At 63.6% G+C, this 25,277-nt stretch carries 24 protein-coding genes; 15 read left to right on the top strand and 9 right to left on the bottom strand.

From position 1 onward, the window contains the following. The first annotated feature begins 103 nt into the window (after nt 1–103). Together rnhA and AC6I6L_RS14810 are read left to right on the top strand one after the other, a co-directional pair. Entirely contained in the window at nt 104–697 is a 594-nt protein-coding gene (rnhA, locus tag AC6I6L_RS14805; RefSeq protein ID WP_497918532.1) for a ribonuclease HI, read from the top strand. 93 nt (nt 698–790) lie between these two features. Further along, on the top strand, nt 791–1,501 hold the full coding sequence (locus AC6I6L_RS14810) for a DUF7108 family protein (RefSeq protein ID WP_497918533.1): 711 nt from the start codon (nt 791–793) through the stop codon (nt 1,499–1,501). Between the two features lie 4 nt (nt 1,502–1,505). On the opposite strand, the gene AC6I6L_RS14815 is transcribed toward AC6I6L_RS14810, so the two are convergent. Then, nucleotides 1,506–1,865, bottom strand: a complete 360-nt coding sequence (locus AC6I6L_RS14815; RefSeq protein WP_497918534.1) for a PadR family transcriptional regulator — start codon at nt 1,863–1,865, stop codon at nt 1,506–1,508. A 204-nt stretch (nt 1,866–2,069) separates the two neighbouring features. Here AC6I6L_RS14815 and AC6I6L_RS14820 point away from each other — a divergent pair, with 204 nt between their 5' ends. From AC6I6L_RS14820 to AC6I6L_RS14840, 5 genes are all read left to right on the top strand, one after another. Then, nucleotides 2,070–2,603: an inorganic diphosphatase gene (locus AC6I6L_RS14820; protein WP_497918535.1), complete on the top strand. Its 534-nt coding sequence runs from the start codon at nt 2,070–2,072 to the stop codon at nt 2,601–2,603. Between the two features lie 141 nt (nt 2,604–2,744). Then, nucleotides 2,745–2,876, top strand: a complete 132-nt coding sequence (locus AC6I6L_RS14825) for a hypothetical protein (protein WP_497918536.1) — start codon at nt 2,745–2,747, stop codon at nt 2,874–2,876. Nucleotides 2,877–3,033: 157 nt separating this feature from the next. Then, on the top strand, nt 3,034–4,377 hold the full coding sequence (locus tag AC6I6L_RS14830; protein WP_497918537.1) for an alkaline phosphatase family protein: 1,344 nt from the start codon (nt 3,034–3,036) through the stop codon (nt 4,375–4,377). 75 nt (nt 4,378–4,452) lie between these two features. Continuing rightward, a complete protein-coding gene (locus AC6I6L_RS14835; RefSeq protein WP_497918538.1) occupies nt 4,453–4,866 on the top strand; it encodes a DUF371 domain-containing protein in 414 nt (137 codons plus the stop codon). 102 nt (nt 4,867–4,968) lie between these two features. Continuing rightward, on the top strand, nt 4,969–5,784 hold the full coding sequence (locus AC6I6L_RS14840; protein WP_497918539.1) for an endonuclease III domain-containing protein: 816 nt from the start codon (nt 4,969–4,971) through the stop codon (nt 5,782–5,784). A 67-nt stretch (nt 5,785–5,851) separates the two neighbouring features. On the opposite strand, the gene AC6I6L_RS14845 is transcribed toward AC6I6L_RS14840, so the two are convergent. Then, nucleotides 5,852–7,792: a beta-CASP ribonuclease aCPSF1 gene (locus AC6I6L_RS14845; RefSeq protein WP_497918540.1), complete on the bottom strand. Its 1,941-nt coding sequence runs from the start codon at nt 7,790–7,792 to the stop codon at nt 5,852–5,854. 372 nt (nt 7,793–8,164) lie between these two features. On the opposite strand from AC6I6L_RS14845, the gene AC6I6L_RS14850 reads away from it, so the two are divergent. Beyond that, nucleotides 8,165–8,650, top strand: coding sequence for a DUF7984 family protein (locus AC6I6L_RS14850; protein ID WP_497918541.1), 486 nt, complete (start codon nt 8,165–8,167; stop codon nt 8,648–8,650). A gap of 9 nt (nt 8,651–8,659) precedes the next feature. Here AC6I6L_RS14850 and AC6I6L_RS14855 read toward each other — a convergent pair whose 3' ends face one another. Beyond that, nucleotides 8,660–9,220, bottom strand: coding sequence for a hypothetical protein (locus tag AC6I6L_RS14855; RefSeq protein ID WP_497918542.1), 561 nt, complete (start codon nt 9,218–9,220; stop codon nt 8,660–8,662). Between the two features lie 163 nt (nt 9,221–9,383). Here AC6I6L_RS14855 and nucS point away from each other — a divergent pair, with 163 nt between their 5' ends. Further along, complete coding sequence (gene nucS / locus AC6I6L_RS14860; RefSeq protein WP_497918543.1) at nt 9,384–10,124, top strand: endonuclease NucS; 741 nt, start codon at nt 9,384–9,386, stop codon at nt 10,122–10,124. Nucleotides 10,125–10,163: 39 nt separating this feature from the next. On the opposite strand, the gene mutS is transcribed toward nucS, so the two are convergent. The 3 genes from mutS to AC6I6L_RS14875 form a co-directional block, all read right to left on the bottom strand. Next, on the bottom strand, nt 10,164–13,016 hold the full coding sequence (mutS, locus tag AC6I6L_RS14865; protein WP_497918544.1) for a DNA mismatch repair protein MutS: 2,853 nt from the start codon (nt 13,014–13,016) through the stop codon (nt 10,164–10,166). 134 nt (nt 13,017–13,150) lie between these two features. Further along, nucleotides 13,151–13,732, bottom strand: coding sequence for a hypothetical protein (locus tag AC6I6L_RS14870; protein ID WP_497918545.1), 582 nt, complete (start codon nt 13,730–13,732; stop codon nt 13,151–13,153). Further along, nucleotides 13,729–16,044 carry a M26 family metallopeptidase gene (locus AC6I6L_RS14875; protein WP_497918546.1) on the bottom strand — a complete coding sequence of 772 codons (2,316 nt, stop codon included), beginning with the start codon at nt 16,042–16,044 and terminating at the stop codon, nt 13,729–13,731. The genes AC6I6L_RS14870 and AC6I6L_RS14875 overlap by 4 nt, the downstream gene beginning before the upstream one ends. A gap of 199 nt (nt 16,045–16,243) precedes the next feature. On the opposite strand from AC6I6L_RS14875, the gene AC6I6L_RS14880 reads away from it, so the two are divergent. Together AC6I6L_RS14880 and AC6I6L_RS14885 are read left to right on the top strand one after the other, a co-directional pair. Continuing rightward, a complete protein-coding gene (locus AC6I6L_RS14880) occupies nt 16,244–19,450 on the top strand; it encodes a bacterio-opsin activator domain-containing protein (protein ID WP_497918547.1) in 3,207 nt (1,068 codons plus the stop codon). Between the two features lie 147 nt (nt 19,451–19,597). Then, nucleotides 19,598–20,419, top strand: a complete 822-nt coding sequence (locus AC6I6L_RS14885) for a helix-turn-helix transcriptional regulator (RefSeq protein ID WP_497918548.1) — start codon at nt 19,598–19,600, stop codon at nt 20,417–20,419. Between the two features lie 35 nt (nt 20,420–20,454). Here the strand turns inward: AC6I6L_RS14885 and gvpO are convergent, their stop codons facing one another. Genes gvpO through gvpA form a run of 3 tightly spaced genes read right to left on the bottom strand, consistent with a single transcriptional unit; the run spans nt 20,455 to nt 22,408 of the window. After that, nucleotides 20,455–21,039: a gas vesicle protein GvpO, halophile-type gene (gvpO, locus tag AC6I6L_RS14890; protein ID WP_497918549.1), complete on the bottom strand. Its 585-nt coding sequence runs from the start codon at nt 21,037–21,039 to the stop codon at nt 20,455–20,457. A 40-nt stretch (nt 21,040–21,079) separates the two neighbouring features. Further along, complete coding sequence (gene gvpN / locus AC6I6L_RS14895) at nt 21,080–22,120, bottom strand: gas vesicle protein GvpN (protein ID WP_497918550.1); 1,041 nt, start codon at nt 22,118–22,120, stop codon at nt 21,080–21,082. A gap of 6 nt (nt 22,121–22,126) precedes the next feature. Beyond that, entirely contained in the window at nt 22,127–22,408 is a 282-nt protein-coding gene (gvpA, locus tag AC6I6L_RS14900) for a gas vesicle protein GvpA (RefSeq protein WP_497918551.1), read from the bottom strand. A 298-nt stretch (nt 22,409–22,706) separates the two neighbouring features. On the opposite strand from gvpA, the gene AC6I6L_RS14905 reads away from it, so the two are divergent. From AC6I6L_RS14905 to AC6I6L_RS14920, 4 genes are read left to right on the top strand one after another with little or no spacing between them, the layout of a single operon-like run. Next, nucleotides 22,707–23,321 carry a GvpL/GvpF family gas vesicle protein gene (locus AC6I6L_RS14905; protein ID WP_497918552.1) on the top strand — a complete coding sequence of 205 codons (615 nt, stop codon included), beginning with the start codon at nt 22,707–22,709 and terminating at the stop codon, nt 23,319–23,321. 2 nt (nt 23,322–23,323) lie between these two features. Continuing rightward, entirely contained in the window at nt 23,324–23,578 is a 255-nt protein-coding gene (gene gvpF / locus AC6I6L_RS14910) for a gas vesicle protein GvpF (RefSeq protein ID WP_497918553.1), read from the top strand. Further along, a complete protein-coding gene (locus AC6I6L_RS14915) occupies nt 23,578–24,282 on the top strand; it encodes an Hsp20/alpha crystallin family protein (protein ID WP_497918554.1) in 705 nt (234 codons plus the stop codon). Before gvpF ends, AC6I6L_RS14915 begins: the two co-directional genes overlap by 1 nt. After that, nucleotides 24,279–25,217 carry a hypothetical protein gene (locus AC6I6L_RS14920; RefSeq protein WP_497918555.1) on the top strand — a complete coding sequence of 313 codons (939 nt, stop codon included), beginning with the start codon at nt 24,279–24,281 and terminating at the stop codon, nt 25,215–25,217. Before AC6I6L_RS14915 ends, AC6I6L_RS14920 begins: the two co-directional genes overlap by 4 nt. The last annotated feature ends 60 nt before the right edge of the window (nt 25,218–25,277 follow it).

Consider the following 25,277-nt stretch of genomic DNA (forward strand, 5'->3'; position numbering starts at 1 on the left):
GGACGCTCATTTGCCGAAAACGGCACATACGGCGCTTCAGTCCCAAGGTTTACGAATTGGAACCGGAAAGACTTTATTCCGTTCTGGCCGACCTCAGCTACGAATGCCGGTCATCGAGTGCGACGTCGAGGCGGCCCGCGACCGACTCGAAGCTGCAGGAGTCAGCGTAGAACCGGGAAACACAGGTCACGAACGGTGGCGTGCAAGCCGCGGCGACGCGACGGCGGTCGCCTACGACGATAAAGTCGTCATTCAGGGTGGAAATCCCCAGGATCTCGAGGCACTGCTTCGAGAGGGTGGTGGGCGCGCACACGTCTACTTCGACGGCGCGTGTCACGGCAACCCCGGTCCCGCAGCGATCGGGTGGGTGATCGTCACCGGCGACGGGATCGTTGCGGAGGGGAGCAAGCGGATCGGGCGTGCGACGAACAACCAGGCCGAGTACGAGGCGCTGACCGCCGCTCTCGAGGCAGCCCGCGACTACGGCTACGACGAACTCAACGTCCGCGGTGATTCCGAACTGATCGTCAAGCAAGTCCGCGGAGAGTACGATACGAACAACCCCGAACTGCGCGAGAGGCGCGTCACCGTCCACGAACTCCTCGGGGCCTTCGACGAGTGGACCATCGAACACGTCCCGCGAGAAGTCAACGACCGAGCCGACGGGCTGGCTACCGAGGCCCTCGAACAGGGATAACTCCGCCGCGCGAATTCGACAGAACCGACGACTCCCGAAGTGTGCAAATCACAGACCAGCAAGAGAAAAGTCTTCGAGCGTCTACCGCTCGGTATGGACGATCGGAACGCGGACGGGGATCGGAACGCGGACGGGGATTCGATCGCGGACGAGGTCGAAGCGGACACAACTGTCAGTGAAACGGATACATCTCCCCAAAAAGCGGGCACAGGTGCAGAACGAAACGACGAGGGCGGGGAGGAACTCCCGGCCGCCGTCGTCGACGATGCCGAGCGACTAACCCGCCGAGCACGGCGAGCTACCGACAAGAACGAGCGCACGGCGTACCTCGATCGTCGCGAGCAACTCCTCGACGAGCACGACTTTACCGCACGTGTGCGCGACGACTCGGGAGATTCGACGCTCGTGCTCCATCCCGAGGAATGGCACGACCAGACGGAGGGAGTCATCCGAACCGATCGCATCGACGATATAGATCGGGCGATAGAGATTCCACTCGACGGGACGGGCGATCCCGACGACTGGCACGTAGTCGAGATGCACAATCGGGACCTCGTCAGTGCCGTCAGTACGGCTCACGGCGAGGTTCACGGGGCGAACGCGTCAGTTCTGGCAGATTTCTTCAGTAATCACTACGCGAAACCGATCGAATCCGCGACGCCGGCGGAGCTCGCGGAGTTTCGATCGGAGTACTTCGTCCGGAACGCGTGGCCGTCACAAAAACAGCGAGAGTTGATCGACGAGTCGATCGCGATCGTCTACGAGACGGCCGGTGAACCGGTGCCCGAATTCCAGGTTCAGTAGGGTCTCAGTAGCTCTGATCGACGAGGTCGCGGATTTCCTCGGCGCGGTCGTCGTCCGTGACGACCTTCGAGAGGGTCCACTCGACTCCGTCGAGAACGGCGTCGTAGCCGTCGTCGGTCAGCGAGTACTGGTTCGTTCGCTTGTCCAGTTCGCTCTTCTGGACCAGTCCGAGATCGACGAGTTCGTCGAGGTTCGGGTAGAGTCGACCGTGGTTGACCTCGGTTCCGTAGTATTCCTCGAGCTCTCGCTTGATTGCCAGCCCGTACATGGGTTCCTTGGCGAGGATAACGAGGATATTCGTCTGGAACGCAGTCAGGTCGCGTGCGATACTCTGTTCGCCGGTGATTGATTGTGCCTCTGACATACGTGTGCAAATGTCACCAGACTATTTAAGACTTGCCAACTATTTGGCCACTTTCGACGTGTAGATCGCTCTACGTAGCTATCGTGGGATCCCCGACCGCTGGTGCGATCGGGGGACGTCCATCGGCTGTCTGGCGTGCCGTCAACTGAGAGTTGAAACTCGATTACGAAAGTACTTTTTGATCCACCGGTAGAGTTCCGGTACATGGTCAATCTCTGGGAAGACCTCGAAACCGGACCGAACGCGCCAGAAGAAATCTACGCCGTCGTCGAATGTCTCAAAGGCGAGCGAAACAAGTATGAGTACGACAAGGACATCCCGGGCGTCGTTCTCGATCGCGTCCTCCACAGCAACGTCCACTACCCGTCTGATTACGGCTTCATTCCGCAGTCGTACTACGACGACGAGGACCCCTTCGACGTGCTCGTCCTCGTCGAGGACCAGACGTTCCCCGGTTGCGTCATCGAAGCCCGTCCCGTCGCGCTGATGAAGATGGACGACGACGGCGAGCAGGACGACAAGGTCATCGCAGTGCCCTCTGAGGACCCACGCTACGATCACATCGAGGACCTCGCGGACATCCCACAGCAACAGCGCGACGAGATCGACGAATTCTTCGCGACCTACAAGAACCTCGAAGCGGGCAAAGAGGTCGAGACGCTCGGCTGGGAGGACAGACAGGCCGCCTACGACGCGATCGAACACGCCCAGGACCTCTACGAAGAGCACTTCGAGTAACGCAGTCGGCTCTCACCGGGGTGTCGTTTCGCGGTTCCAGCAGGGACCCGCCAGATTCACCGGAGTTATCGCCGCCCACGGGACTCATGCATTATGAGCATGGGTAATTTTATTGGCCGTGAACCCGTCCGTACGCCTGTGATGGCAGCCTCCAATCCGCCCACCCGACAGTTCCCATCGCCAGACAGCGACGACGCCGGCGTGGGGATGGCTCATCCGACCGTCGTCCCGACGAACTTCGATCCGAACGCCGAGAACGGCCGCCGTGAGTGAGGATCGGATCCGAGTACGCGCCAGCGAGTGAGACAGACCGACTGGGCGAAACGACACTTCGACCGACCCGTACCCCGGTTGGCGTGAAGCTGTCAGCGGTTCTCGAAAACGTGTCTCGAAACGAACCTTCTTGTATACGGTCGAACTAAGCCCGTCCATGGGTCTGTTCGATCGATTACGGGGCGACGGCGATCCCCGAGTCGCGTTCATCGGGGTCGACGGCGTGCCGTATAGTCTCCTCTCCGAACACGAGGAACTGTTTCCTAACTTCGCGGCGATCGCTGACGAGGGAACCGCCGCCGAGATTTCGAGCATCGTCCCGCCGGAGTCAAGCGCCTGTTGGCCGTCGCTCACGACGGGAAAGAACCCAGGCGAGACCGGCGTCTACGGCTTTCAGGACCGCGAAGTCGGGACCTACGACACCTACGTCCCGATGGGACGAGAGGTCCAGGCCGATCGCGTCTGGGATCGCGTTCAGGAAGCCGGCAGGCAGGCGAGCGTGATGAACGTCCCCGTCACGTTCCCGCCACAGCGCAACGTCCAGCGGATGGTCTCGGGCTTTCTCTCGCCGGACCTCGAGAAGGCCGCGTACCCGGAGGACGTACGCGAGTATCTCGACTCGCTCAACTATCGCATCGACGTCAACCCGAAACTCGGCCATCAGGACGACAAGTCCGAATTCATCGAAGACGCTCACACCACGGTCGACGCCCGGTTCGAGGCGTTCGAACACTACATTGAGGAAGACGATTGGGACCTCTTTTTCGGCGTCTTCATGACGACCGACCGAGTCAACCACTTCCTGTTCAAAGACTACGAACGCGACGGCGAGTACCACGACGAGTTCATCGAGTTCTACCAGAAAGTCGACGAGTACGTCGGTCGCCTGCGCGAGGCGATGCCCGACGACGCGACGATGATCGTCGCCTCCGATCACGGCTTTACGAGTCTCGACTACGAAGTTCACTTCAACGAGTGGCTTCGCGAGGAGGGCTGGCTTTCCTTCGAGACGGACGAGCCGGAAGAACTGGGCGACATCGCCACGGAGACGAAAGCCTACTCGTTCATTCCTGGTCGCTTCTATCTCAACCTCGAAGGCCGCGAACCTCGTGGCTCGGTTCCCGAAGACGAGTACGACGCTGTTCGCGACGAACTCAAGGCCGAACTCGAAGCACTCGAGGGACCCGACGGCAGGACGGTCGTCGAGCGCGTCGTCGAGAAGGAAGACGCGTTCCGGGGCGACCACGACGATATCGCTCCGGACCTCGTCGCAATTCCGACCAAGGGCTTCGACCTCAAATCGGGCTTCAAAGCCGATGCGGAGGTGTTCGACACCGGGCCGCGAAACGGGATGCACAGCTTCGACGACACCGCGCTCTTTATCGACCACCCGGAGGCCTCGATCGGCGACGCCGACTTACTCGACATCGCCCCGACGATCCTCGATCTGATGGACGTCGAGTACAGTCGCGGCGAGTTCGACGGCGCGAGTCTGGTCTGAGACGATCACCCTCCTGACGTGGCCGACAGGTCGGGTTCGATTCCGTTTTCCGATCGCGGGAACCGATTTCATCGTATGCAAGAAGTGATCCACGCCCGCGGCCACGAGCACGTTACAGCCGAACACGCGAGCACGTTCGAGGTGACGACCGACGACTACCTCACACCCGCCGGAGACTGCATTCTCGCGATCGACGCCGATCGCGCCCCGGCCGATTTCGGCCCGGAATTCGTCGCGGCCTGCCAGAACGCCGAGGCGACGATCACGGTGACGATCGAGGCGGACGGCCACAGCGATTCGGTGACGGGCCGTGGCGACCCCGACTTCGAATTGACGAACGAGCGCAGCGCCGTCGGCCGGACGAGCGAGTACGTCGACGATCGAACGATCGTCAACGACGCCGAGTTCGCGGCCGAGGGATTCGATCGCGACCTCGTCGACGCGCTCGCTGCGGGTGCCGAAGCGACGGTGACGATCACGGTCGAGTGAGCGTCCGTCGAGGGCGGGGTCGTCGTCGATACCGAGCCGCCGACGGTGAGACCAGATACCGGTTCCGGTGCGACTTTGCTGCCCGCGCACGAAGCTCCTTCTATGCGCGACGATCCGGAGCCTGCGGTCAACATCAGCGGCGGAACGGCCGGCGGTGGGCGGCCCGCCGAGTTCGATCCCGCGACGGCCGAGACGCGAGCCGAACGCGTCGTCGATCGGCTGGGCGAACGCTACTGGCAGAAGACCTACGGCGGACGGGACGCCTTCACCTGTCTCGTTCGGGCGATTCTGAGCCAGAACACGAGCGATGTCGCGAGCCAGCCCGCACACGATGCGCTGATCGATCGATACGGTGACGAGGGAGTCGACCTCGCCGAGTCGATCGCCGCCGCCGAGCAGGACGAACTCGCGGAGACGATCAGTTCCGCGGGGCTGTACAACCAGAAATCGGAAACGCTGATCGCGACGGCCGAGTGGGTTCTGGAAGCGTTTGGCTCCGCCGCGGCCTTCGACGCGTTCGTCAAAGACGAGGAGCCGTCCGAGGTCCGCGAAACCTTGCTCGACGTGCGCGGCGTGGGGCCGAAAACCGCAGACTGCGTCCTGCTCTTTGCGGGCGGACGCGGCGGCGTCTTTCCGGTCGACACGCACGTTCACCGAATCTATCGACGAATGGGGATCGCTCCGCCGGACGCGGACCACGAGGCGGTTCGTGCCGTTCTCGAGCGAGACGTTCCGGCCGCAAAGTGCGGTTTCGGTCACACCGCGACCATCCAGTTCGGCCGCGAATACTGTCGCGCCCGGAAGCCCGCCTGTCTGGACGACCCGGAAGCGTGTCCCCTCGCTGATATCTGCGATCAGGTCGGCGTCTACCCCGCGACTGGCGAGGTCGTCGATCCCGCCGAGACGATTGCGGAGTAACTGGACCTCCCGAAAAGAACACAATTCGGCGGCGCTGGTACGGTCACCAGCACGAAAACGGGCTACACTACAGGAAGCGGAACGTCTCGAGGTTTTTCGGCGCGAACGTTCGCATATCGAACTCGTGGTACAGCGCGGAAGAGAGGTCCTGGGTCGATCGCTCGTCGCCGTGGACACAGAGCACCTTCTCGGGGCGGGGATTCATCGTTCGGACGAAGTTCTCGAGACCCGCCCGGTCGGCGTGGCCGGAGAAGCCGTCGACGGTTTCGACGTTCATGTTCAGCGAGAGGGTGCCGCGGCCGCCGCCGTTGCCGCTGCTCATCGAGCCGACCTCGCTGGTCGGGATTTCGTCCCAGCCGTTCTGGATGCGTCGGCCGAGGGTCCCCTGGGCCTGATAGCCGACGAAGACGAGCGTCGAGTCCGGGTCGGGACCGATGTGAGAGAGCCAGGACATGATCGGGCCGCCCGTGACCATCCCGGAAGTCGAGAGGATGATACAGGGACCGTCGTCCGCGACGTCCTGTCGCTCTTCCTCACCGGCGTCGATGTGGTTGAACTCCTCCGCGAGGAACGGGTTCTCGTCGTCGTGGAAGATTCGATCGCGGAGGTCGTCCCGAAGGTACTCGGGATAGGTGGTATGGATCGCGGTTGCCTCCCAGATCATCCCGTCCAGGTGGACCGGCATCTTGGGAATTTCGCCATTGCGCATCGCCTTCTCGAGGACGAGCATGATCTCCTGAGAACGACCCACGGCGAAGGCGGGGATAAGGACCTTCCCGCCCTTCTCGTGGGTATCGTTGATGATCTCGATCAAGTTCCGTTCGGAGTCCTCCTGGTCGGTCTGGTAGTCGTTGCGACCGCCGTAGGTCGACTCGAGGACGAGGGTTTCGACGCGCGGAAAGTCGTTGACCGCGCCGTTGAACAGCCGCGTGTCGTCGTAGTGAATGTCGCCGGAGAACGCGACGTTGTAGAGACCGTCGCCGATGTGGAAGTGGCTCACGGCCGAGCCGAGAATGTGGCCCGCGTTGTGGAAGGTGAGTTTGACGTCGGGTGCGATGTCGGTGACGTCGCCGTACTCGAGCGGGATGGTGTGTTTGATCGCTTCCCGAACTTGCTCGCTTTCGTACGGTGGGGCGCGTCCCTCCTTGGCGGCGACGTCGAGGTAGTCGAGCGTCAACAGTCCCATCAGGTCCCGCGTGGGCTCCGTACAGTAGATCGGACCGTCGTAGCCGTACTTGAACAGGAGCGGGATCAGCGCGGAGTGGTCGAGGTGGGCGTGAGTGAGGACGACCGCGTCAATCGTCTGCGGGCCGGCACCGAGCGCTTCGGGCGCGTGGAGGTACGGGACCTCGCCTTCGGCACCGGGCTTGTCACCGCAGTCGATGAGGATGCGGGTTTCGGGCGTCGAGAGAATAAACGAGGCGCGCCCGACCTCGCGACAGCACCCGAGCGTCGTGATGCGAACGTACTGGTCGTCGGACATCTCCTCGCGGTGGATCTGCCGGCCGACGCGCTCGAGAATGTCACGGCGCTCGTCGCGTTCTTGTTTGAGGAAGCTCCGGACGTTCGAGACGGTGGAGGATTCGATCGGCGGCGTGCGGACGACTTCGGGCGTCCAGCCGACGTTCTTCGTGATGTCCCGGAGCGTCGAGCCGTGGCGGCCGATCACCATGCCGGGCTTTTGGGCCTCGATGACGACTTCGCCGGTGTCGGCGTGGAAGTCGAGGTCCGTCACGCCTGCTTCTTCGGGGATGACTTGCATAATCTCCTCGCGGGCGGTGTCCGGCCGCGAGAGGACGCTCGGGTCGGGGCGGACGGTAATTCGTTTCCGGAGTTTACTCGCGAGTTTCCGGATGAGATCGCCTTTCTGGGCGAATTTCTTCGGATCGCGCGTGTAGACGACCAGTTCCGGGCCTTCGTATTTCACCGAGGAAACCGAGATATCGCTCGGTAGCTCGCTCGTGATCTCTGCTTTCAAATCGTCGAGTTGCTGCTCTACAGTGCTCATATGTCGCCGAATGTGGATTGCGTGAACTCGCCGACAGGAGTCGGCGTGTCGTCGGGCCGGAGGTGGGAACCGATCGATCGGACGCAGAGGGGGTGTCGCCGTTCGTGGCTGGTCCCGCGATAGTACCGTCCACTCGCGTGTGGAGTCTGGTATCGTCGGGTGTAACACCGGAAGACGACGAGAGTCGACTTCGAACTCGGTCTTCTGTTCCGAATCATCGTGTCCTACTCCGAGCGTGACGAACACACTCCCAGGTCGGACGTCCTGGTTCGTGCGGGAAGATTCCAGGGAGAACCCGCTTACTCGTCGCTATTCTTTGCGTGGTATAAAAGCCTTCGCAAAGATAAGGGCGATTCGACACGTTGGGGGGCTATGCACCTCACACCGGAGCGTGTTGTGACCGAACGAGACTGGATCGTCGACCGCGCTGGAACCACGGTCTTGATTATCAACGATATTCGATCGGATCTGGGCGAGATCTTCGACACCGACGTCGGTCCAGTTACGGAGACGCAGTATCGCGCGGAAGTCGACGCCGTCTTCGCCGACGGCGATCTGGCGGTCAACGTCGCGGCGATGGTCGCGATCCTCCGCACTCTCGACGTCGAGGGCGATTACCCCGGCTTCGTGGTCGACGAGATTCTCGGTCGCGAACTCGCCGCGACGATCGCCGGCACACAGCCGTTGCGAACGCTCGGGGAGGCGACCTTTCACTACGCGGACGTACAGGTCCACGGTGACGAGACGGAAAACGCGGGCGTCGACGACCTCGACGCCGCGCTCGCGGCCGGCTTCCAGGAGCGACTGCCGGGCTGGGACTGGACGGAACGCGAGAGCCCGTTCAGCGTCGACAAGTAACGGGCCGTCTCAGGATTCGTTCGAGTCTTGGTCTGTCGTGTCCTCGTCTGCTGGGTCCTCGTCGTCTGTCGTGTCCTCGCCGTTTTCGCCGTCATCCGGCGTCTCCTCGGGATCGGCCGGCGGCTGTTGTTGCTGCTGTTGTTCGATGATCAGGTCGTACGCTTCGCTGCCGTAGAGGACGGTCAGTGGCCCGTTTCGGAGTGCACTGAGGATCGCGTCGTCCGAGCCGTCGATCAGGTACAGTCCGTCGACGTCGTCGGACGCCTCGTCGATCGTGACCTCTTCGTCCTCGGCGTACGACTCGAATTCCTCGATCGCCTCGGTTCGGCGTTGCTCGAGTTCCTCCTGAAACTCGAACTGGTCAATCTCACCGGCCTCGACCTGCTCGTACAGGGCTTCGATCTCAGCGCTCGGGGCGTCGACGACTGCGGTGAGCCGTTCGTCACCGTTTTCGCCGTCCCCGTCGCCGGCGTCGTTCAGGAGACCGGCCTCGGAACAGCCGGCGATCGACGCAGCGGCACCCGTGCCGGCGATCTGAAGAAATCTGCGGCGGTCGTGACTGGCAGTCATGGTTCCATCCGAACGCCTCGTCGCGGCCGAATAAGCGTTATTGAGGAACTTTCACACGCATCGATCTGGAACGAGGACTGCGCTTTACACGCGCCGATCTGGAACGAGGACCGTGACCGCGGGTCCGGGCCGTTTTTATCTGCCGACGAGCTATCTCGAGGCAGTGACTGCCAGTTCTCCCGTCGCGCGAGCGACCACCCTCGAGCAGCCGTCGCTTGCCGACGCGTGCGACGCGATCGCGGCCGGACTTGATCGCGAGGCGCTGGTGACGATTTTCGGTCGGTGTGCCGTCGAGTACGACGGACGCGCCGCGAGCACGCTCGAGGCTGGCGATCGCCACGTCATGCTGAAACCCGACGGGGCGGCGCTGGTCCACACCCACGAGGGCCAGCAGCCGGTGAACTGGCAACCGCCGGGCTGTGATCATGCAGTCGCCTGCGAGGGTGACGCGCTCGTCCTCGAGAGCCACCGATCGACGCCGGAGGAGCGCCTCCGCGTGGAGTTTCGGCGCGTGCTACAGGTATCGGCCTTTTCGGGAACCGACGCGAACGAACTCGCGGTTCAGGGGACCGAAGAGGACCTCCGCCAGCGAATTCTCGACGAGCCCGCGCTGCTCGAAGCGGGATTCAAACCCCTCGCGACCGAGCGAGAGACGCCCGCCGGGGCCGTGGACATCTACGGAGAGGACGCGGCCGGGCGGGCCGTCGTGGTCGAACTCAAGCGGCGACGCGTCGGTCCCGACGCGGTGAGCCAGTTGCGCCGGTACGTCGACGCCCTCCAACGCGACCTCCACGCCGACGCGGACGTTCGCGGCGTGCTCGTCGCCCCCTCGGTGACCGATCGCGCCGGGCAGTTGCTCGCGGACCACGGTCTCGAGTTCGTCTCGCTCGAACCGATCGCGTGAACGGTCCGTGGGCGGCGACCGCACCGCACTCCTCGATTGTCACTCCTCGAGCAACCGCTTCAACCGATCGAGTTCCGTCAGCGCCTCGACGGGCGTCAGGTGTGCCAAATCGAGCGCGCGAAGTTCGCTCGCGACGTCCGCGGGCACGTCGCCGCCGTCGGTCGATGCCGGCGATACCGCGGGATCGTCGGTCAGGGCGTCAGTCGCTCCGGGGCGGTCGATATCGTCCCTGTCGTCTCCCTCGCCATCGGTCCCCTCCGCCTTTGCGACCAGTTCTCGCGATCGCTCGACGACCGGACTCGGAACGCCCGCCGCGGTCGCGACCTCGACGCCGTACGAACCCGTCGCCGCGCCGGGGACGACTTCGTGGTGGAACACGACCTCGCCGTCGTCCTGATCGACCTCGAAGTGGAGCGCGAACGCGGCGGCGAGTTCGTCGGCCAGTTCCGTCAGCGGATGGTGGTGGGTCGCAAACAGCGCCGTCGCGCCGACCGCGTCGTGGAGGTGTTCGGTGATCGCTTGCGCGATCGCGAGGCCGTCGATCGTCGAGGTTCCCCGGCCGACCTCGTCGAGTAGGACGAGCGAGTGTTCGTCGGCCTCCCGCAGAATCGTCGCGAGTTCGTCCATCTCGACCATGAACGTCGATCGCCCACCGGCGATGTCGTCGCTCGCGCCGACGCGGGTGAAGATTCGATCGACCGGCGTCAGCCGCGCCGATCGTGCGGGGACGAAGCTTCCGACCTGTGCGAGCAGGACGATCTGGGCGACCTGCCGCATGTACGTCGACTTGCCGGACATATTCGGTCCCGTGAGGATCGCCAGCCGTCGATCGTCCGTGAGCCGCGCGTCGTTCGGAACGAACGACTCCTGGGTGCGCTCGACGACCGGGTGGCGGCCGCCCTCGATATCGATCGTGAGGCCGGTGTCGGTTCCAGCGTCACCGCTATCGGTCGCTCCGACCGTGGTGCCGTCGGCACGCTCGAGCAGTTCCGGCCGACAGTAATCGTACTGGGCCGCGACGGTGGCGAGCGAGACGAAGGCGTCGAGGGCCGCGAGCGCGTCGGCCAGGTTCTGGACGCGTTCGACTTCGGCGGCGACCTCGCGTCGGACCTCACAGAACAGTTCGTACTCGCGTTCGTCCGCCCGCTCCTCGGCCCCGACGATCTGGTCTTCGCGTTCTTTGAGCGCCGGCGTGATGAATCGTTCCGAGTTCTTCAGCGTCTGGCGGCGCTGATAGTTCTCCGGAACCGCGTCCAGATTGGGGTTCGTCACCTCGATGTAGTAACCGTGGACCGAGTTGTAGCCGACTTTCAGCGAGTCGATGCCGGTCCGCTCGCGTTCGCTCGCTTCTAGGTCGTCGATCCACCGCTGGCCATCCCGCGCCGTGGTCCGGAGGTCGTCGAGGTCGTCGTCGTACTCTTCCGCGATGATGTCTCCTTCGGTGATCTCGATCGGGGGTGCAGAAACGATCGCGTCGTCGATCAGCCCCCGAACGTCCGCGAGCGGATCGAGGTTCGCGTAGAGCGCTCGCAATCGCTCGGATTCGGCGTCGGAAAGCAGGTCCCGAACGTCGGGGACGACTGCGAGCGTGTCCCGGAGCGATCGAAGATCCCGCGCGTTGGCTCGTTCGCGCGAGATCCGTCCGATGAGTCGCTCGAGGTCGTAAACCTCTCGCAGGCGGTCTTGCAGCCGCTCACGGCGCTGGACCGCGCCGGTCAGTTCCTCGACCGCGTCGTGTCGAGCGGCGATCCGATCGCGATCGAGCAGCGGCCGGCGGAGCCAGTCGCGGAGTTTGCGCCCGCCCACCGCGCTCGCGGTCTCGTCGAGGACGCCGACGAGCGTCGCCTCGTCCCGGCCGCGGACGGCTCGCGGCTCGAACAGTTCCAGACTGCCGACGGCGACGGCGTCCAACAGCAGGTATTCACGCGGGTCGTATCGGGTAAGCTGGGTGATGTACTCGAGTCGCGGGGTCGTCCCAGCGCTCGTCTCGCCGGAGTCGAGGATTTCATCCATCCCGCCACCGGCTGCCTCAGCGTTTTCGCTGCCACGATCCCCGCTGTCCGCGTCGCCGCACTCTCCGGCATCTGCGTCGCCGCTCTCTCCCGCATCTGCGTCGCCACGTTCCCCGCCGTGTTCGCCGCCGCGAACGTACTCCGCGTACGAGAGTATCGCCCCGCAGGCCCGAATCTCGGTGTCGCTCGCGAGGAGTGCGTCGGGATTTCGGACGTACACCGCGACTTTTTCGCGGGCCTGAGCGGGATCGAACGCGCGCCGATCGAACGGCGTCACCATACAGTCCTCGGGAACGAGGTCAGTCGGCGCGTCGGGACCGACGACGGCCTCGGCGGGATCGAACCGACGCACCTCGTCTGCGATCGCGTCGCTCGTCGTCGAACTCGTCGCGAGAAAGTCGCCGGTCGAAACGTCGAGCATCGAGAGGGCGATCGTCTCGCCGTCTCTGGCGATCGCCGCGACGAAGTTGTTGTCGTCGCTCGCGAGCAGTTCGTCCTCGGTGAGCGTTCCCGGCGTGATGACGCGGGTCACGGCGCGTTCGACGACGCCAGTGGACTCGCCCGGCTCCTCGACCTGATCCGCGACGGCGACCCGGTAGCCCGCCTCGAGCAACGTCTCGACGTACGATTCGGCGTTGTCGATGGGGATGCCGGCCATCGGATACTCGCCGGTACTGTCCTCGCGGCTGGTGAGCGCGATTTCGAGCAGCCGCGCACAGCGTTCGGCGGCCCCACAGAACGTCTCGTAGAAGTCACCGACCTGAAAGAGCACGAGCGCGTCGTCGTAGCGCGCACAGAGATCGTGATACTGGCGCATCATCGGCGTCAGTTCGTCGCGTTTCTCGGCCATCGCGTCGGGTGGGCCAAGCGCCGAATCCATGTCTCATTCCCGCCGGCGCGCGGGGAAATACCTTGCTGGATCGATCGATCGATCCGGCCGAATTTGTTGAATCGATCGATTCGGACGGACTCGTCGAATCCGGTAGCCGTACACTCACCGAAATACTCCGCCCGTCAGATCTCCGTCTCGAACGCCGCGATCGCCCGCCTCGCGTCCGCTTCGGTTCTCCCTCGGCCGGCGAGCACCACGGGTTCGTCGATCGTTCCGCTCCAGAGGAGGTATGCGACGTTCCGTCCGACGCGACCGCGAAACTGCCGGTCCTGGCGGTCGATGCGAGCCGTACCGGTGATTTCGGTCCGCCCGCCGAACAGCTCACGGAAGTAGGTAACGGCATCGGCCGCGTCGGCCTGCGGCGTAATTCTGAGTCGATCGCCCGTCCCATCGGATAGGGGTGTCGCTTCGACTCGCTCGAGGAGATCGTCGTCTTCGAGCTCCATCTCGACGGATTCGTACTCGAACGACGGCTCGAGACTGACGGCCGTTGCCGCTTCGTACGCGTCGGTTATCGATGCGCTGAGATCGCTGTGTGCGGTCGGTTCCGCCTCCGTAGCAGCCCCATTCTCCGCCTCGTAATCCGAGTCCGGGTTCGGAGCCTGGTCCGGTTCCCCACCCTGTCCGGCTCCGTAGTACCACCAGGCCGCGCCGCCGACGCTGGTCACACCGAGCAGTTTCAACACCGTTCGTCGATCGGTCATACCCCACCCCCGTCCGCTATCGCGTTAATAGAGCGCTCGAGGTGCGTCTGTGCGTCGTCCCACGCGCCGCCGATCGCGAGGTAGTTCGCCATTGCGGCCTCCTGAAAGTTCGACGAGATCGTTTCGTATCGGGCCGCGAGCGTCCCGGCATTGTCGATCACGTCCCAGATCGGTCCCGACCGTTGGTCGCTCATCGCGGCGTAGTGAGCGCCCGCACCGGCGTAGGCGAGCGCACCCATGTGATTGTACGACGCCATCAGGGAGTGGTACTGTATTCCGCTGGCCGGGCTCAGCGCCCACGAGTCCGCCTGCTGGGTCTTGTCCGCAAGTCGATCGAGGAGGGACAGCCGAGTCGTGTCGTACGCATAGAGGAGCGCGGCAATCTGTGCGCGGGCGTCGAAGACGGCCTCGAACTGTGCAGCCGCGAGGTCGATACTTTTCGAGATGATGTACGTCTCGCTGGCATCCAGCGCGAGCCCAACGCTCGGCGCGAATCCGGGAGCCTCCCCGAGTGCTTGTGCGACCTGGGCGTACGAATCGACGAACTCGCCTCCCGCGTCGTACAGGTCGTATCCTTCTATCGCAGCGGTGACGATGCGTTCGGCACCCCCGCCGATCGACTCGGAGGCGTCGATCCCCTGGAGCTGCGAATCGATCGCGTCGGCCGTCGCACACGTCGCGGTTAGCTCGGTAAACGCCTGCGTGTACGGGTCGTCGAGTTCGCGGAGGCCCCAGCTAATGGAGTCCTGAAGGAGGTCGACGGCGGAGCCGACTGCCGACGGCGGGGAGATTCCGTAGAGGGCGTACGTCCGCAGGACGCCCGTTGCCGCGTTCAGTGCCCGATTGAGGAGTTCTCCGTATCGCATCTCTGCCCGTCGATCGGTGGCCTCCCGCCGCTCGGACTCCCAGTCTATTCGCGGAACGCCCCGGCTGAACACGTGCGTCAAAAACGGATCGAGGGCCTCGTCGGTCGGAACGAGATCGAAGTCGGGCGTCGTTACGGCCCACTGATTCGACTCGGCGTCCGGAATCTCGCGGATGACGTAGTACGTCCGCGTCCCGACGCTCACTTCCTCGCGAGTTCCATCTTCGAGTCTGTACGACGTGGATCCACCGCTCGGCGTGTCGGTATCGGTCTCACCGGGTCCCGTTTCGGTGGTAGAATCTGCGGATTGCCACGAGAGGGCCGGATAGCTGTCGGTTACGCGCCAGGTACCCTCGAAATCGAACCCGGTCATGTTTTCGCGGGCGGCCCCACCGGTCATCTCTGCGGTCGTCAATCCGAATTCTGCTTCCAGACCGGCGGACGTGCCTCGATTCGTCTCGTCGGCGTCCCAGTAGGCGTTCTCGATCGTCGTCTCGTCGACGACTCCGGTGAGCCCGCCGGCATCCTCGTCGCCTTCGCTCGTCACGCGCCCGGCTGCGTACGCCAGGTCTATCGTAGCCCCGTTCGCGCCTCCAACGAGCCCGCCGACCAGCGAACCGGTCACTGTCGCCGTGCTGTAGGAATTCGAGACGGACGCGTTTTCCAGGAGACCACACACTCCGCCCCCGATACCTAACTCGTCGTCGTACGCTACCGCCTCGATGGTCCCGTTCGCATACGAACGCTCGATCGCGGTGGAACTACCGTACGCACTTCCCACGAGTCCGCCGGCCAGAGCCCCCCTCACTGTCGCCGTGCTAGACGAGTTCACGATCTGTGCGCTGTTCAGCAATCCGACCAACCCGCCGGCTGTGTTTCCCTGAACGGACCCGTGAACGGCAACTCGTTCGATACGGGAATCCATGCTCACCGCCGCGATACCGCCGGCTACCTCATCACCGCTGCTCGTGATCTCGAGTGCATCCAGAGTGAGGTTTTTAATAGTAGCTCTGGCAATAAAGAGGAACAACCCGCTGGCTACCCGATCGACGTGGAGGTTTCGAACGCGATATCCGCCCCCGTCGAGTGTGCCGGTAAATGCGGACTCCTCGAGGGTGTCGCCGTCCGTATCTCCGAGCGGGTCGAACCCGCGACCGTCGTTCCACTCGCTCGTCTCACCCGCGTCGATATCTCCGATGAGTTCGTAGTGGGCAGTCAGGTCCGCTTCGATCGCCTGTAACTGCTCGACGGTCGAGATCTGGTACGGATTCGACTCCGTGCCATCACCCCCGTCGAACGAACTCCTCGATGCCGAGGTGGTATCGACAGCGGATCTGTTCGAGTTGCGACTCGATACACTGGGTGCCGCCACGTCCTCATCCGATCGATCCAGCGCCCAGCGGCCCCGGTTGCCACTCTCCGTTCCGTTTCCCCGCCGATTCCCCATACGCCTGAATTATCCGATCTAATAATAACTCTTCGTACGCGACAGTTCGTCGAGGCGATCGGAGGTCGCCCAAGAGACGATCGAGACCGGAGTGACGGTCAAGTAGCCGTATCGCGTATCCAGTTCTGATGACTGGCACTGTGGGTGGACCAACGGGCACGGTTCCGGGATGCCATAGACGTGATCGCGGTGGTGGCTGATGGGATCACGGCGAACAATTCTCTACGCGGACGGTGATCGCGACCGACGCGAAACCGTTCGTAAGAGACTGGAACGGGAACGGGACGGCGACAGGATCGTCACGGCAACGAACGGGGCCACGATCCGGTCGCGACTCGATGAAGACGCGATCGACTGTCTCGTTTGCTCGGGTGCGCTCGTCGACGGCGGCGGCGATCTGTGGAAGTCGGTGTCGTCGGCAACGCAGTCCGTTCCGGTCATCGTCGTCGACGACGACCGGAAACGGGTTCGCGAGGCGCTGACGAACGGTGCGAGCGACGCGCTCACGGAGATCGAAAGCGAAGCGGCGGGGACCGTGCTGTCTCACCGGATCGATCGACTCCTCCGGAACGACGAGGCGATGACGCGAGGACGGGATCGCCGGCGGGCAGGTAGCATTCGGAGCGACGATGAGGAGTGCGTTCACGCGACGATTCTCGACCGGGTTTCGGACTCGGTCGCCGTCCTCGACGATGACCTGCGATATACGTACCTCAACGAGACCGCACGCGAGGTCGTCCGAACGACGCTCGGTCTCGATCCCGACGCGTTTCTCGGCGCGAGGCCGACCGAGGTGCTGTCCTCGCATCCGGCGTTTGCCGAGTGGTTCGGGACGCTCGTCGCGGACGCATTCGACTCACAGACGACCGTCACCGCGGAGACGCCGTTCGAGACGCCGACGGGGACGACGTGGATGCGGGTCCACGCCTACCCGAACGACTCCGGCGTGACCGTCTACCAGACCGATGTTACCGATCGCCGGGAGCACGAACGATCGCTCGAGGAGCAAAACGAATACCTCGAGACGGTGCTCGATAACGCTCCGCTGTTTCTCGGCATCGTCGACGGTGATGGGACCTACCAGCTCGGCTACGGTGCGGCGCTCGAAGCGATGGGGAAACGGGCCGACATGCACAACGGCGAGTCCGTGTTCGATGTCCACGCAGACGAACCCCACCTCTGTGAGAACATCCGGAAAGCCCTCGCGGGCGAACTCACGTATTCGATCGACGAACACCAGGGACGCATCTTCGAGTCCTGGTTCAACCGGGTCGAAGCTGACGACGGCGAGACCGATTACCTCGTCATGGTGGGTCACGACGTCACGGAAACGTTCGATTACCGGCGGGCCCTTCGTGAGAACGAACAGCGCCTCCGGACCGTCGTCGAGAACGTACCCGTGATTCTGTTTGCGATAGACGCCGACGGAACGCTGACGGTCTCGGAAGGTCGCGGGCTGGCCGCGCTCGGTCTCGAGCCCGGCGAAGCGGTCGGCCAGTCGGTTTTCGAGCTGTACGCCGACTATCCCGATGTCGTCACGGATTGCAAGCGTGCGCTCTCGGGCGACTCGTTCCGCGGAACCCAGGTTGTCGAAGAGACCGTCTTCGAGACCTATTATGAGGCGATTCCAGCCGGTGAATCCGACACCGATCGCGTCATCGCCGTCTCGTTCGACGTTACCGATCGTGTCAGATACGAACAGGCGCTCGCGTCGCTCCACGACGCCTCCCGAGAGTTCATTCAGGCCGAAACCAGAACCGACGTCTGTGAAATGGCGACCGAGACTGCGGCCGAAGTCCTCGAACTCTCGGGGGTCGCGGTCTATCTCTACGATACCGAGCGAAACGAGCTTCGGCTCACGACGGCTGACGGGACGCGAGCCGCCGATATCGAGGCCCCTTCCGTCATCGGGCCGGAAGACGCCACGATCGCCTGGGAAGCGTTCATCCGAAACAGGTCGCGGTCGACCGAAGATGACACCGATCCGGTAGTCGTCTTCGATGGCGGAAGCGCAAACCAGTCCACACACGAACGGTTCGTCCCCGTTGGTGACCACGGCCTGCTCGTTGCGAGGGGTCCGCCGCCGGCGACTGCTGCAGCCGGACAGTACGAACTCTTGGAGTTGCTGGTCGCGACGACGGAAGTCGCGCTCGATCGGGCCGAGCGGGAGACGGCGATCCGCGAACGGGACCTGGAACTCCGCGAACAGAACCGTCGTCTGACGGCACTGAATCGCGTCAACACGATCATTCGAGAGATCGACAACTCGCTGGTGCAGGCGTCGACGCGCGAGGAGATCGAGCGGGCAGTCTGTGATCGCCTGACGGCCGACGACCGAATCTCCTTTGCCTGGGTCGGTGACCCGGAGTGGGACACCGAGACCCTTCAGCCACGCGCCTGGGCCGGCACCGATGGGGGCTATCTGGAGAGTGTCTCGCTCTCGATCGCCGACGAGAGTCAACCGCTCGAACCCGCCTGTCGAACCGCAGTCTCCGGACATGCCACCTCGATTTCACGGATCACCGACCGACTGCGCGAGGGGGCCTGGCGACAGGACGCGCTTTCTCGGGACTTCCAATCTGCGTTCGCCGTCCCGTTGCAGTACGGCGAAGTCAACTACGGGACACTCGCAATTTACCTCGACAGTCCGCTCGCGTTCGGCGGCGAGTTTCGCGACGTGTTCGCCGAACTCGGGAATACGATCGGCTACGCGATCAATGCTGCCGAGACGAAACGAGTCCTGCGCTCCGAGCGCTACGTGGAACTCGAATTCGACGTTCCGGGCGCGGAGACGGTTCTCGGACGCCTGAGTGGTGAACTCGACTGCGAGTTTACCCTCGGTGAGGAGCTTTCGGTAACGGCCGACCGATCGGAACTGTTCGTTACTGCCACCGGAGTCAGCGCCGAGACAGTTCTCGAGACGGCCACGGGCCGACCACACGTCCGAGAAGTCACACTCATCTCCGATCGGGACGACCAGTGTCGGTTCCGTCTCACCATCTCCGGAACGACCCTGGCCGCAACGCTGGTCGAACACGGCGCGATGATCCGATCGATCGTCGCCGACCGGGGGACCGTCCGCGCCCGCGTCGTCGTCGCGCGGTCGACGGACGTCCGCGACTTCGTCGATCGACTGGAAACGAGCTATGCGACCGTTACCCTCCGCTCGCGACGAGATATCGGTTCCGAGGACCGCTCCGACGATTCGTTCCGGGCGATCGTCGAAGAGCGTCTCACCGATCGTCAGCTCGAAGTCCTTCGGGTCGCCCACGCCAGCGGCTTTTTCGAGTGGCCCCGCGAGGCATCCGGCGAGGATATCGCCGAGTTGCTGGACGTGACCCAGCCGACGGTTAACCGACATCTGCGTATCGCCGAAGGAGCGATCGTCGACCTGTTGTTCGAGTGATTGCGAGAACGGTCTCCCGACGCTCACGCCTCCGGGTTCTCGGTTGCAGGTTCCCACATTCGACTCGATGTGAGATCGTTCCTGTCACGAACTGGTTGTACGGAATGAATAAATGATTATACTACCCCCCGGAGTAAATAGCGTATGATGAGTGTCAACAAGACGCAATCAATGGCGGGATCACCGATCGACGACATCGCGTATCTCGCGCGCTCGGCACACCGCGTCACGACACTCGTCTCGCTCGCAGACCGGCCGCGGACGCGGTCCGAACTCGGGGAGCTAACTGGGGTATCGTCATCGACCGTTCGGCGAACGATACGCGAATTCGAGGCTCGCAACTGGGTCCGTCGAGACGGGCACCAGTACGATGCGACGCAACCGGGGGCGGCCATCGCCGCTGCGATGGAGGACCTGATCGATCGCGTCGAAACCGAGCGAACGGTTCGGGACATCTGGCACTGGCTCCCGGGGGAGGAAAGCGGTTTTACGATCGAGATGTGTGCCGACGCAACCGTCACGACCGCTGAGCCGAGCGATCCGTACGCCCCGGTACGCCGGTTCGAGTCGCTGCTCGAGCGGACGACGGCGTTTCGGTTCGTCGGATCGGACATCGCCCTGTTCGAGCCGTGTAAAGACCTGCTTCGCCGGCGGATCGTCGACGGCATGGAGACGGAAATTATCGACCCGCCGAGCGTCGCCAGATACATCCTCTCGACGTATCCGGATCACTGTGTGTCACCGCTCGAAAGCGGCAACCTCACCGTGTTGGTACACGACGAGTTGCCATCCTACGGCGTCGGCTGCTTCGACGATCGAGTCGCGATCGGCTGTTACGAACAGGGCAGCGGGACCGTCCGCGTGCTGCTCGACACCGACGCGTCCACGGCCCGCGAATGGGCCGAGGTAATATACGCCGCGTACCGAGCCGAGGCACGCCCGCTTGCGATCGAACACCCCGCGGAGTGATTACCGGCCATCCCACCGAGTGATCGTCGTCGCGGTCACTCGAACGACGTCGTGTCTCCCCGCCGGTAGCGATCGAGTCGCCGGTAGCCGTGGACGGTCCCCTCCGTGTCGAGTTCGATCTCGTACCGGCCGATAACGTCCTGCGTGTCGGGCACCGATCGTCGTTCGACGACTTCGACGATCGCGCGCCAGCCGTCGTCGGTCGGCGCAATCTCGCTGACCGCGTCGAACTCGCGACCGATGAGTTGCCCCGCAGTCGACTGGACAGTCTGTCGGATTCCGAGGATGCCCTCGATTTCCTCGTGTTCGGTGTCGACGTCGGCGTCGACCGTCTCGGGATCAGTTACTTCCTCGTCGGTCATCTGGGTGGATCGCGGTCCCTGTGCCCCGCTATCGCTCGATTCGGACGCGTCTTCGGTCTGTTCGTCCTGCTGGGCTTTCTCTTCGGTCTGTTCATCCTGTTGGGCCTGATCGGCGGCCTGACTGTCGCTCACTGTTGGATCACTCTCATCGTGTTGGAAGCAGAATCCGTCGTCCTCGGCCGGCCGCGAGCAGCGCTCGCCGTCCCCGGTGAGCGCCTTGCACTGGTCGGCTGCATTAGTCGTGTCGGCTTCGGCCATGGGTTGTGTTGAATGTCACTGTGCGTACTGATGGGTTGGCTCAGATCGTCTCAACGATCGTCGATCGAAGGTCGTCAACGTCCCCGATGCCGTTGCCGGCGACTTTCGGCGCGAGGACGTCCGTGAAGACGTCCGCGAGGCGGTCGTCCTCGAACTCGCCCTCTTGCGTGCCGTCGAACGCCCGGAGTCCCTTCGCCGCCGTAATACCCGCGCGGGTGCCGACGACCATCTCGAGTTCGTCCCGGAGCGTCCGGGTCGTCTCGACCACTGTCTCTACGGCCTCGTCTGGCAATTCGACGTGTGCACCGACGATCGCGCGTTCGGTTTCCGCGTCGTGGAACTTGATCGATACGCCGACGAACCGATCGAGCAGCGCGTCCTGCTGGCGATGGACGCCGGCGTACTCCGCGCTGTTCGAGGTGACCAGCAGGCGGAATTCGGGGTGGACGTCGATCGTTCTGGACCCGCCGCGCTTGCCTGGCCGCTCTAAGACGCCCTCCTCGAGTACCGAGAGCAGGACGTTGTGAGCCGCCGGATCGCTACGCGAGAACTCGTTGTAAACGAGCGTCGCGCCCTCCCGAACGGCGACCGATAGCGGATTGTCGACCCAGCGCTCGCGGACGATCTGGGTCTTCTTGTTGACCCCGCTGACGAACCGATCGTGTTCCTCGTAGCGCTCCCCGCCGCTGTGTGAGCCGACGAGCGAGGCGGTGTCGACGGCCTCGTCGCCGGTGAGCCAGACGACCGGACGGCCGCGTTCGGCGGCGGCCGACAGTGCGAGCGCCGTCTTCCCGGATCCCGTCGGTCCGATCAGGTGAACCGGCTGGTCCGCCTCGAGCCAGGTCGCGATCCGATCGCGTACCGATGTCACTGCGTCCGTCTCGACGAACGGCTCGGGGGCGACCTCGGTGGGTTCGAGCAGGTGATCGTCGCCGGAGCGATCATCCGTCGCGATCGACGTCTCTGACGAGGCCGTTCGCGAGAGGGCTTTTTTTGCTCGTCGCCCATCTTTTTCCGCGCGATCGCGTCTGATCTTGCGGCCGCGGACTTTCCGCTCGCGGGAAGACGAGTTGTCGGCCATCGCTGATTATTCGGTCGTCGCGGACTGCGGGGACGACTCGGGCCGTTGCTCGACCTCGAGTTCTTCGAGATCGCCCTCCGCAGTGGCTTGCTCAATTTTTGCAATCTCCTCCGCGTAGTGCAGGAAGGTGTCGACGCTCGCGACGACGACGCGGGCCTCGATCGTCAGCAGTTCGATACCGACGACCGACACGCGGGCCCAGACGTCGATAACGACGCCTTTGTCGAGAATGCGGTCCAGTACCTCCGCGAGACTCGAGGAGTCGGGTCTTCGTTGTGGTGATGCCATAGCGCGTCAGAGCGTTCACGACGCCGTCCTAACACGCCTTGCGCTGCGTCTGCAAGCCGTCTGGTGCGATCGGGTGGTCACCGGAAGTCGGCAGAACCGCGTCACCCCATACTGGCAGAAACCGACCGAGAGGCCTCATCTGGCTGCCAATGCAAGCACCACAGTAAGAACCGGCCACGCTGAACGTGTCGTGACGAGCGACCGATCGCGTCCCGATAGTCTCGCACACTCCGACGAATCCCGAGCACCCTCGACGAATGGCTCTGTGCGACCCACCATCCCCACAAAGCTCCAACAGATGACACATCGCTACGTATACGGCGTGACGACGGGCGACGTCGAGTTCGAGACGGACGCCGTCGCTGGCGCGGATCGCGTCTACACGATTTCACACCGCCGGCTCGGTGCCGTCGTTTCCAACATCGACACGACCGACCCCGAGGAGACCGACGAGGACGCACAGCGCCACGACGAGGTCCTCCGAGAGATCATGAACGACAGTCACACGATCGTCCCGATGCAGTTCGGAATGGCGTTCGAGGGCAACCGGGAACTGAAAAACGTCCTGCGCGGCGCTCGACCAGCCTTTCGCCGCGCGATGAACGATATCGACGGGCGGATCGAACTCGGCTGTAAGGTCGTCCGAGAGGAAGGCGCGACCGTCGATCGAGCGGCGATCGAGGAGTCGGTCGCGGACGAACTCGAACCGATCGCCGCCCAGTCCGTCGCGAACGATCTGTTCAGCGATCGCCTCGTGCTCAATCGATCGTATCTGGTCGATCGCGAGGATAGGGCGGCGTTCGACGACGCCATCGCCAGACTGGAGGAGAGACACGACGACCTCATGTTTCGCTACACGGGGCCGTTCGCACCGTACAGCTTCGTCGACGTGACGATCGGGGCGCAGGGATAACGATGTTCGTGCTCGACGACCTGTTATTTCGACCGATCGTCGGCATCGTCGACGCGCTGCACACGATGGCGCTCGACGAACTGTACGACATCGAGGGACTCGAAAATGAACTCAAAGAAAACCAGTTACTGTACGAACTCGGCGAGCGGCCCGAAGACGAGTACCGGCGTCGAAAGGAGGAACTCGAGGAGGAACTCGAGATCGCACGAGACGTCCACGAGCGACTCACCAGCGGGCGCATCGAGGTGAAACGCTGATGACCGACGAGAATACCGACGACCGCGAGGAATCGCCCGACGATCGCGTCGCGTCGAGTGACAATCGTAGTGAACCGACTGACAGCCGCGACGACAATCGTGGTGAACCGACTGACAGCCACGATGACGCAACCGAACGCGGCGCTGTGGACGATCCCGCTGACGATCGGCGCGATGCCGAGGACGGCGACGACACCTGGCTCTCGACGCTGCTTTCGGCGCTCGAAAACATCGACGAGGGAACGGCCTCCAGGCAGCGGCGCGATCAGGGCATCCTCGATTACACCTTTTCGATCGGCACGGTGTCCGATCGTGCCGACAATGGTGTTCACAGGGCCTCCCCCAATTCGGACCGTCCGGCAACCGGAGTGCCGACCGAGCACGATCGAGACCGCCCACGACGCCGCCGGCGAGTCAATTCGACGGACGCCCATCACGTGACAACGCGAACGACCGAGGACGAACTTCTGGTCACGGCCGACGTCGCGAGTGCGGACCCGAACGAGATCACCGTGGGATTCGACGACGAAACGTTCGTTGTTGCCGTCTCCGGCCAGGAACTCGGTCGAGTCGACGTCCCCTGGCGCGATCGAACGGCGGAGGCGACGATCAAGAACGGTATTTTGACGGTCGTCGTCACGCCGGGAAACGGGACGGAAACAGAGAGCGGTACTGAAATCGACGACGACGGAGGCAAACGATGAGTGATACCGCCGACAAAGGGTTGCTTTCGGACGCGAAGCAGAGCCTCGAGACCATCGAGGAGACCCTCGACGGCGTGGACTCGCTCGACGAACTCGAAGCGGAGCGACTCGACGCGCTCCGGGAGGATCTCGAAGCGCTCGAGCGGGTCGTCACGGAAGCGGGCGAACTGCTCGACGCGATCGATCTGAGCGAACTCCCGGAGGCCGTCGACGCCGAGCAACTGCTCGACGCGATCGAGGTCGGTGAGATTCCGGAGGCGATCACCGACGAGGACACTGCCGTCGGGGACGTCGTGAATGTCAAACAGGTGTTCACGGCGATCGACCTGTTGAACGCGTGGGATGCCACGGATCTGACCGACGTCTTGTCCGAGAAGCGCGACCTCGACGACGCGATAGACGACCTCGCTGACGAGGGCGAGGACGCCAGTCTGGTCGAGGAGGCCGCCGCATCGGTCGCGGACGACGACGAGGACCTGATCGGCGGCGAAGGCAGTATTGTTGGCGGCGAGGACGGAATAATGGGCGGCGACGATGGACTTCTGGAAGATGTCGACGCCGTTGAGGGTGCCAAACAGGCGCTCGGCATACCCGACGTCACCGAGGACCCGGAAGCCTACCAGGTGTTCATCCAGGAGCAGGCGACGGAAGGGATCGACGCCTTCCGTGCGGCGCTGCTCGAGACCCACGAGAAGTTCGAGCGGTTGTACGAAATGAACCGCGAGAAGATGCGTCGCCGGGACACCAGCGCGAACTCCCGGAATCCGACGGCTGCGTCGACGATCGTTACCGATCGACGCGACCTCGGGGGCGGGGCTCGCCACTCGACGGTGCCACAGCAAGTGAAACTCTCGACCGCCCCCAGCCGCAAGCGGATCTACGGACGACGATTCGAGATCGAGCGACAGAAACGGAGGGACGACGATGATGACTGATCCACCACGGGGACGAGACGAGTACCGGGCGAGAACTGTGCGACGGCCGTACCGGGCGAC

This window comes from Halosolutus sp. DAT137 (genome assembly GCF_059736405.1).

Coding starts and splice junctions, on each gene's coding strand:
- rnhA (WP_497918532.1), top strand. CDS start 104: ATGCCGGTCATCGAGTGCGACGTCGAGGCGGCCCGCGACCGACTCGAA.
- AC6I6L_RS14810 (WP_497918533.1), top strand. CDS start 791: ATGGACGATCGGAACGCGGACGGGGATCGGAACGCGGACGGGGATTCG.
- AC6I6L_RS14815 (WP_497918534.1), bottom strand. CDS start 1,865: ATGTCAGAGGCACAATCAATCACCGGCGAACAGAGTATCGCACGCGAC.
- AC6I6L_RS14820 (WP_497918535.1), top strand. CDS start 2,070: ATGGTCAATCTCTGGGAAGACCTCGAAACCGGACCGAACGCGCCAGAA.
- AC6I6L_RS14825 (WP_497918536.1), top strand. CDS start 2,745: ATGGCAGCCTCCAATCCGCCCACCCGACAGTTCCCATCGCCAGACAGC.
- AC6I6L_RS14830 (WP_497918537.1), top strand. CDS start 3,034: ATGGGTCTGTTCGATCGATTACGGGGCGACGGCGATCCCCGAGTCGCG.
- AC6I6L_RS14835 (WP_497918538.1), top strand. CDS start 4,453: ATGCAAGAAGTGATCCACGCCCGCGGCCACGAGCACGTTACAGCCGAA.
- AC6I6L_RS14840 (WP_497918539.1), top strand. CDS start 4,969: ATGCGCGACGATCCGGAGCCTGCGGTCAACATCAGCGGCGGAACGGCC.
- AC6I6L_RS14845 (WP_497918540.1), bottom strand. CDS start 7,792: ATGAGCACTGTAGAGCAGCAACTCGACGATTTGAAAGCAGAGATCACG.
- AC6I6L_RS14850 (WP_497918541.1), top strand. CDS start 8,165: ATGCACCTCACACCGGAGCGTGTTGTGACCGAACGAGACTGGATCGTC.
- AC6I6L_RS14855 (WP_497918542.1), bottom strand. CDS start 9,220: ATGACTGCCAGTCACGACCGCCGCAGATTTCTTCAGATCGCCGGCACG.
- mutS (WP_497918544.1), bottom strand. CDS start 13,016: ATGGATTCGGCGCTTGGCCCACCCGACGCGATGGCCGAGAAACGCGAC.
- AC6I6L_RS14870 (WP_497918545.1), bottom strand. CDS start 13,732: ATGACCGATCGACGAACGGTGTTGAAACTGCTCGGTGTGACCAGCGTC.
- AC6I6L_RS14875 (WP_497918546.1), bottom strand. CDS start 16,044: ATGGGGAATCGGCGGGGAAACGGAACGGAGAGTGGCAACCGGGGCCGC.
- AC6I6L_RS14880 (WP_497918547.1), top strand. CDS start 16,244: ATGGGATCACGGCGAACAATTCTCTACGCGGACGGTGATCGCGACCGA.
- AC6I6L_RS14885 (WP_497918548.1), top strand. CDS start 19,598: ATGAGTGTCAACAAGACGCAATCAATGGCGGGATCACCGATCGACGAC.
- gvpO (WP_497918549.1), bottom strand. CDS start 21,039: ATGGCCGAAGCCGACACGACTAATGCAGCCGACCAGTGCAAGGCGCTC.
- gvpN (WP_497918550.1), bottom strand. CDS start 22,120: ATGGCCGACAACTCGTCTTCCCGCGAGCGGAAAGTCCGCGGCCGCAAG.
- gvpA (WP_497918551.1), bottom strand. CDS start 22,408: ATGGCATCACCACAACGAAGACCCGACTCCTCGAGTCTCGCGGAGGTA.
- AC6I6L_RS14905 (WP_497918552.1), top strand. CDS start 22,707: ATGACACATCGCTACGTATACGGCGTGACGACGGGCGACGTCGAGTTC.
- gvpF (WP_497918553.1), top strand. CDS start 23,324: ATGTTCGTGCTCGACGACCTGTTATTTCGACCGATCGTCGGCATCGTC.
- AC6I6L_RS14915 (WP_497918554.1), top strand. CDS start 23,578: ATGACCGACGAGAATACCGACGACCGCGAGGAATCGCCCGACGATCGC.
- AC6I6L_RS14920 (WP_497918555.1), top strand. CDS start 24,279: ATGAGTGATACCGCCGACAAAGGGTTGCTTTCGGACGCGAAGCAGAGC.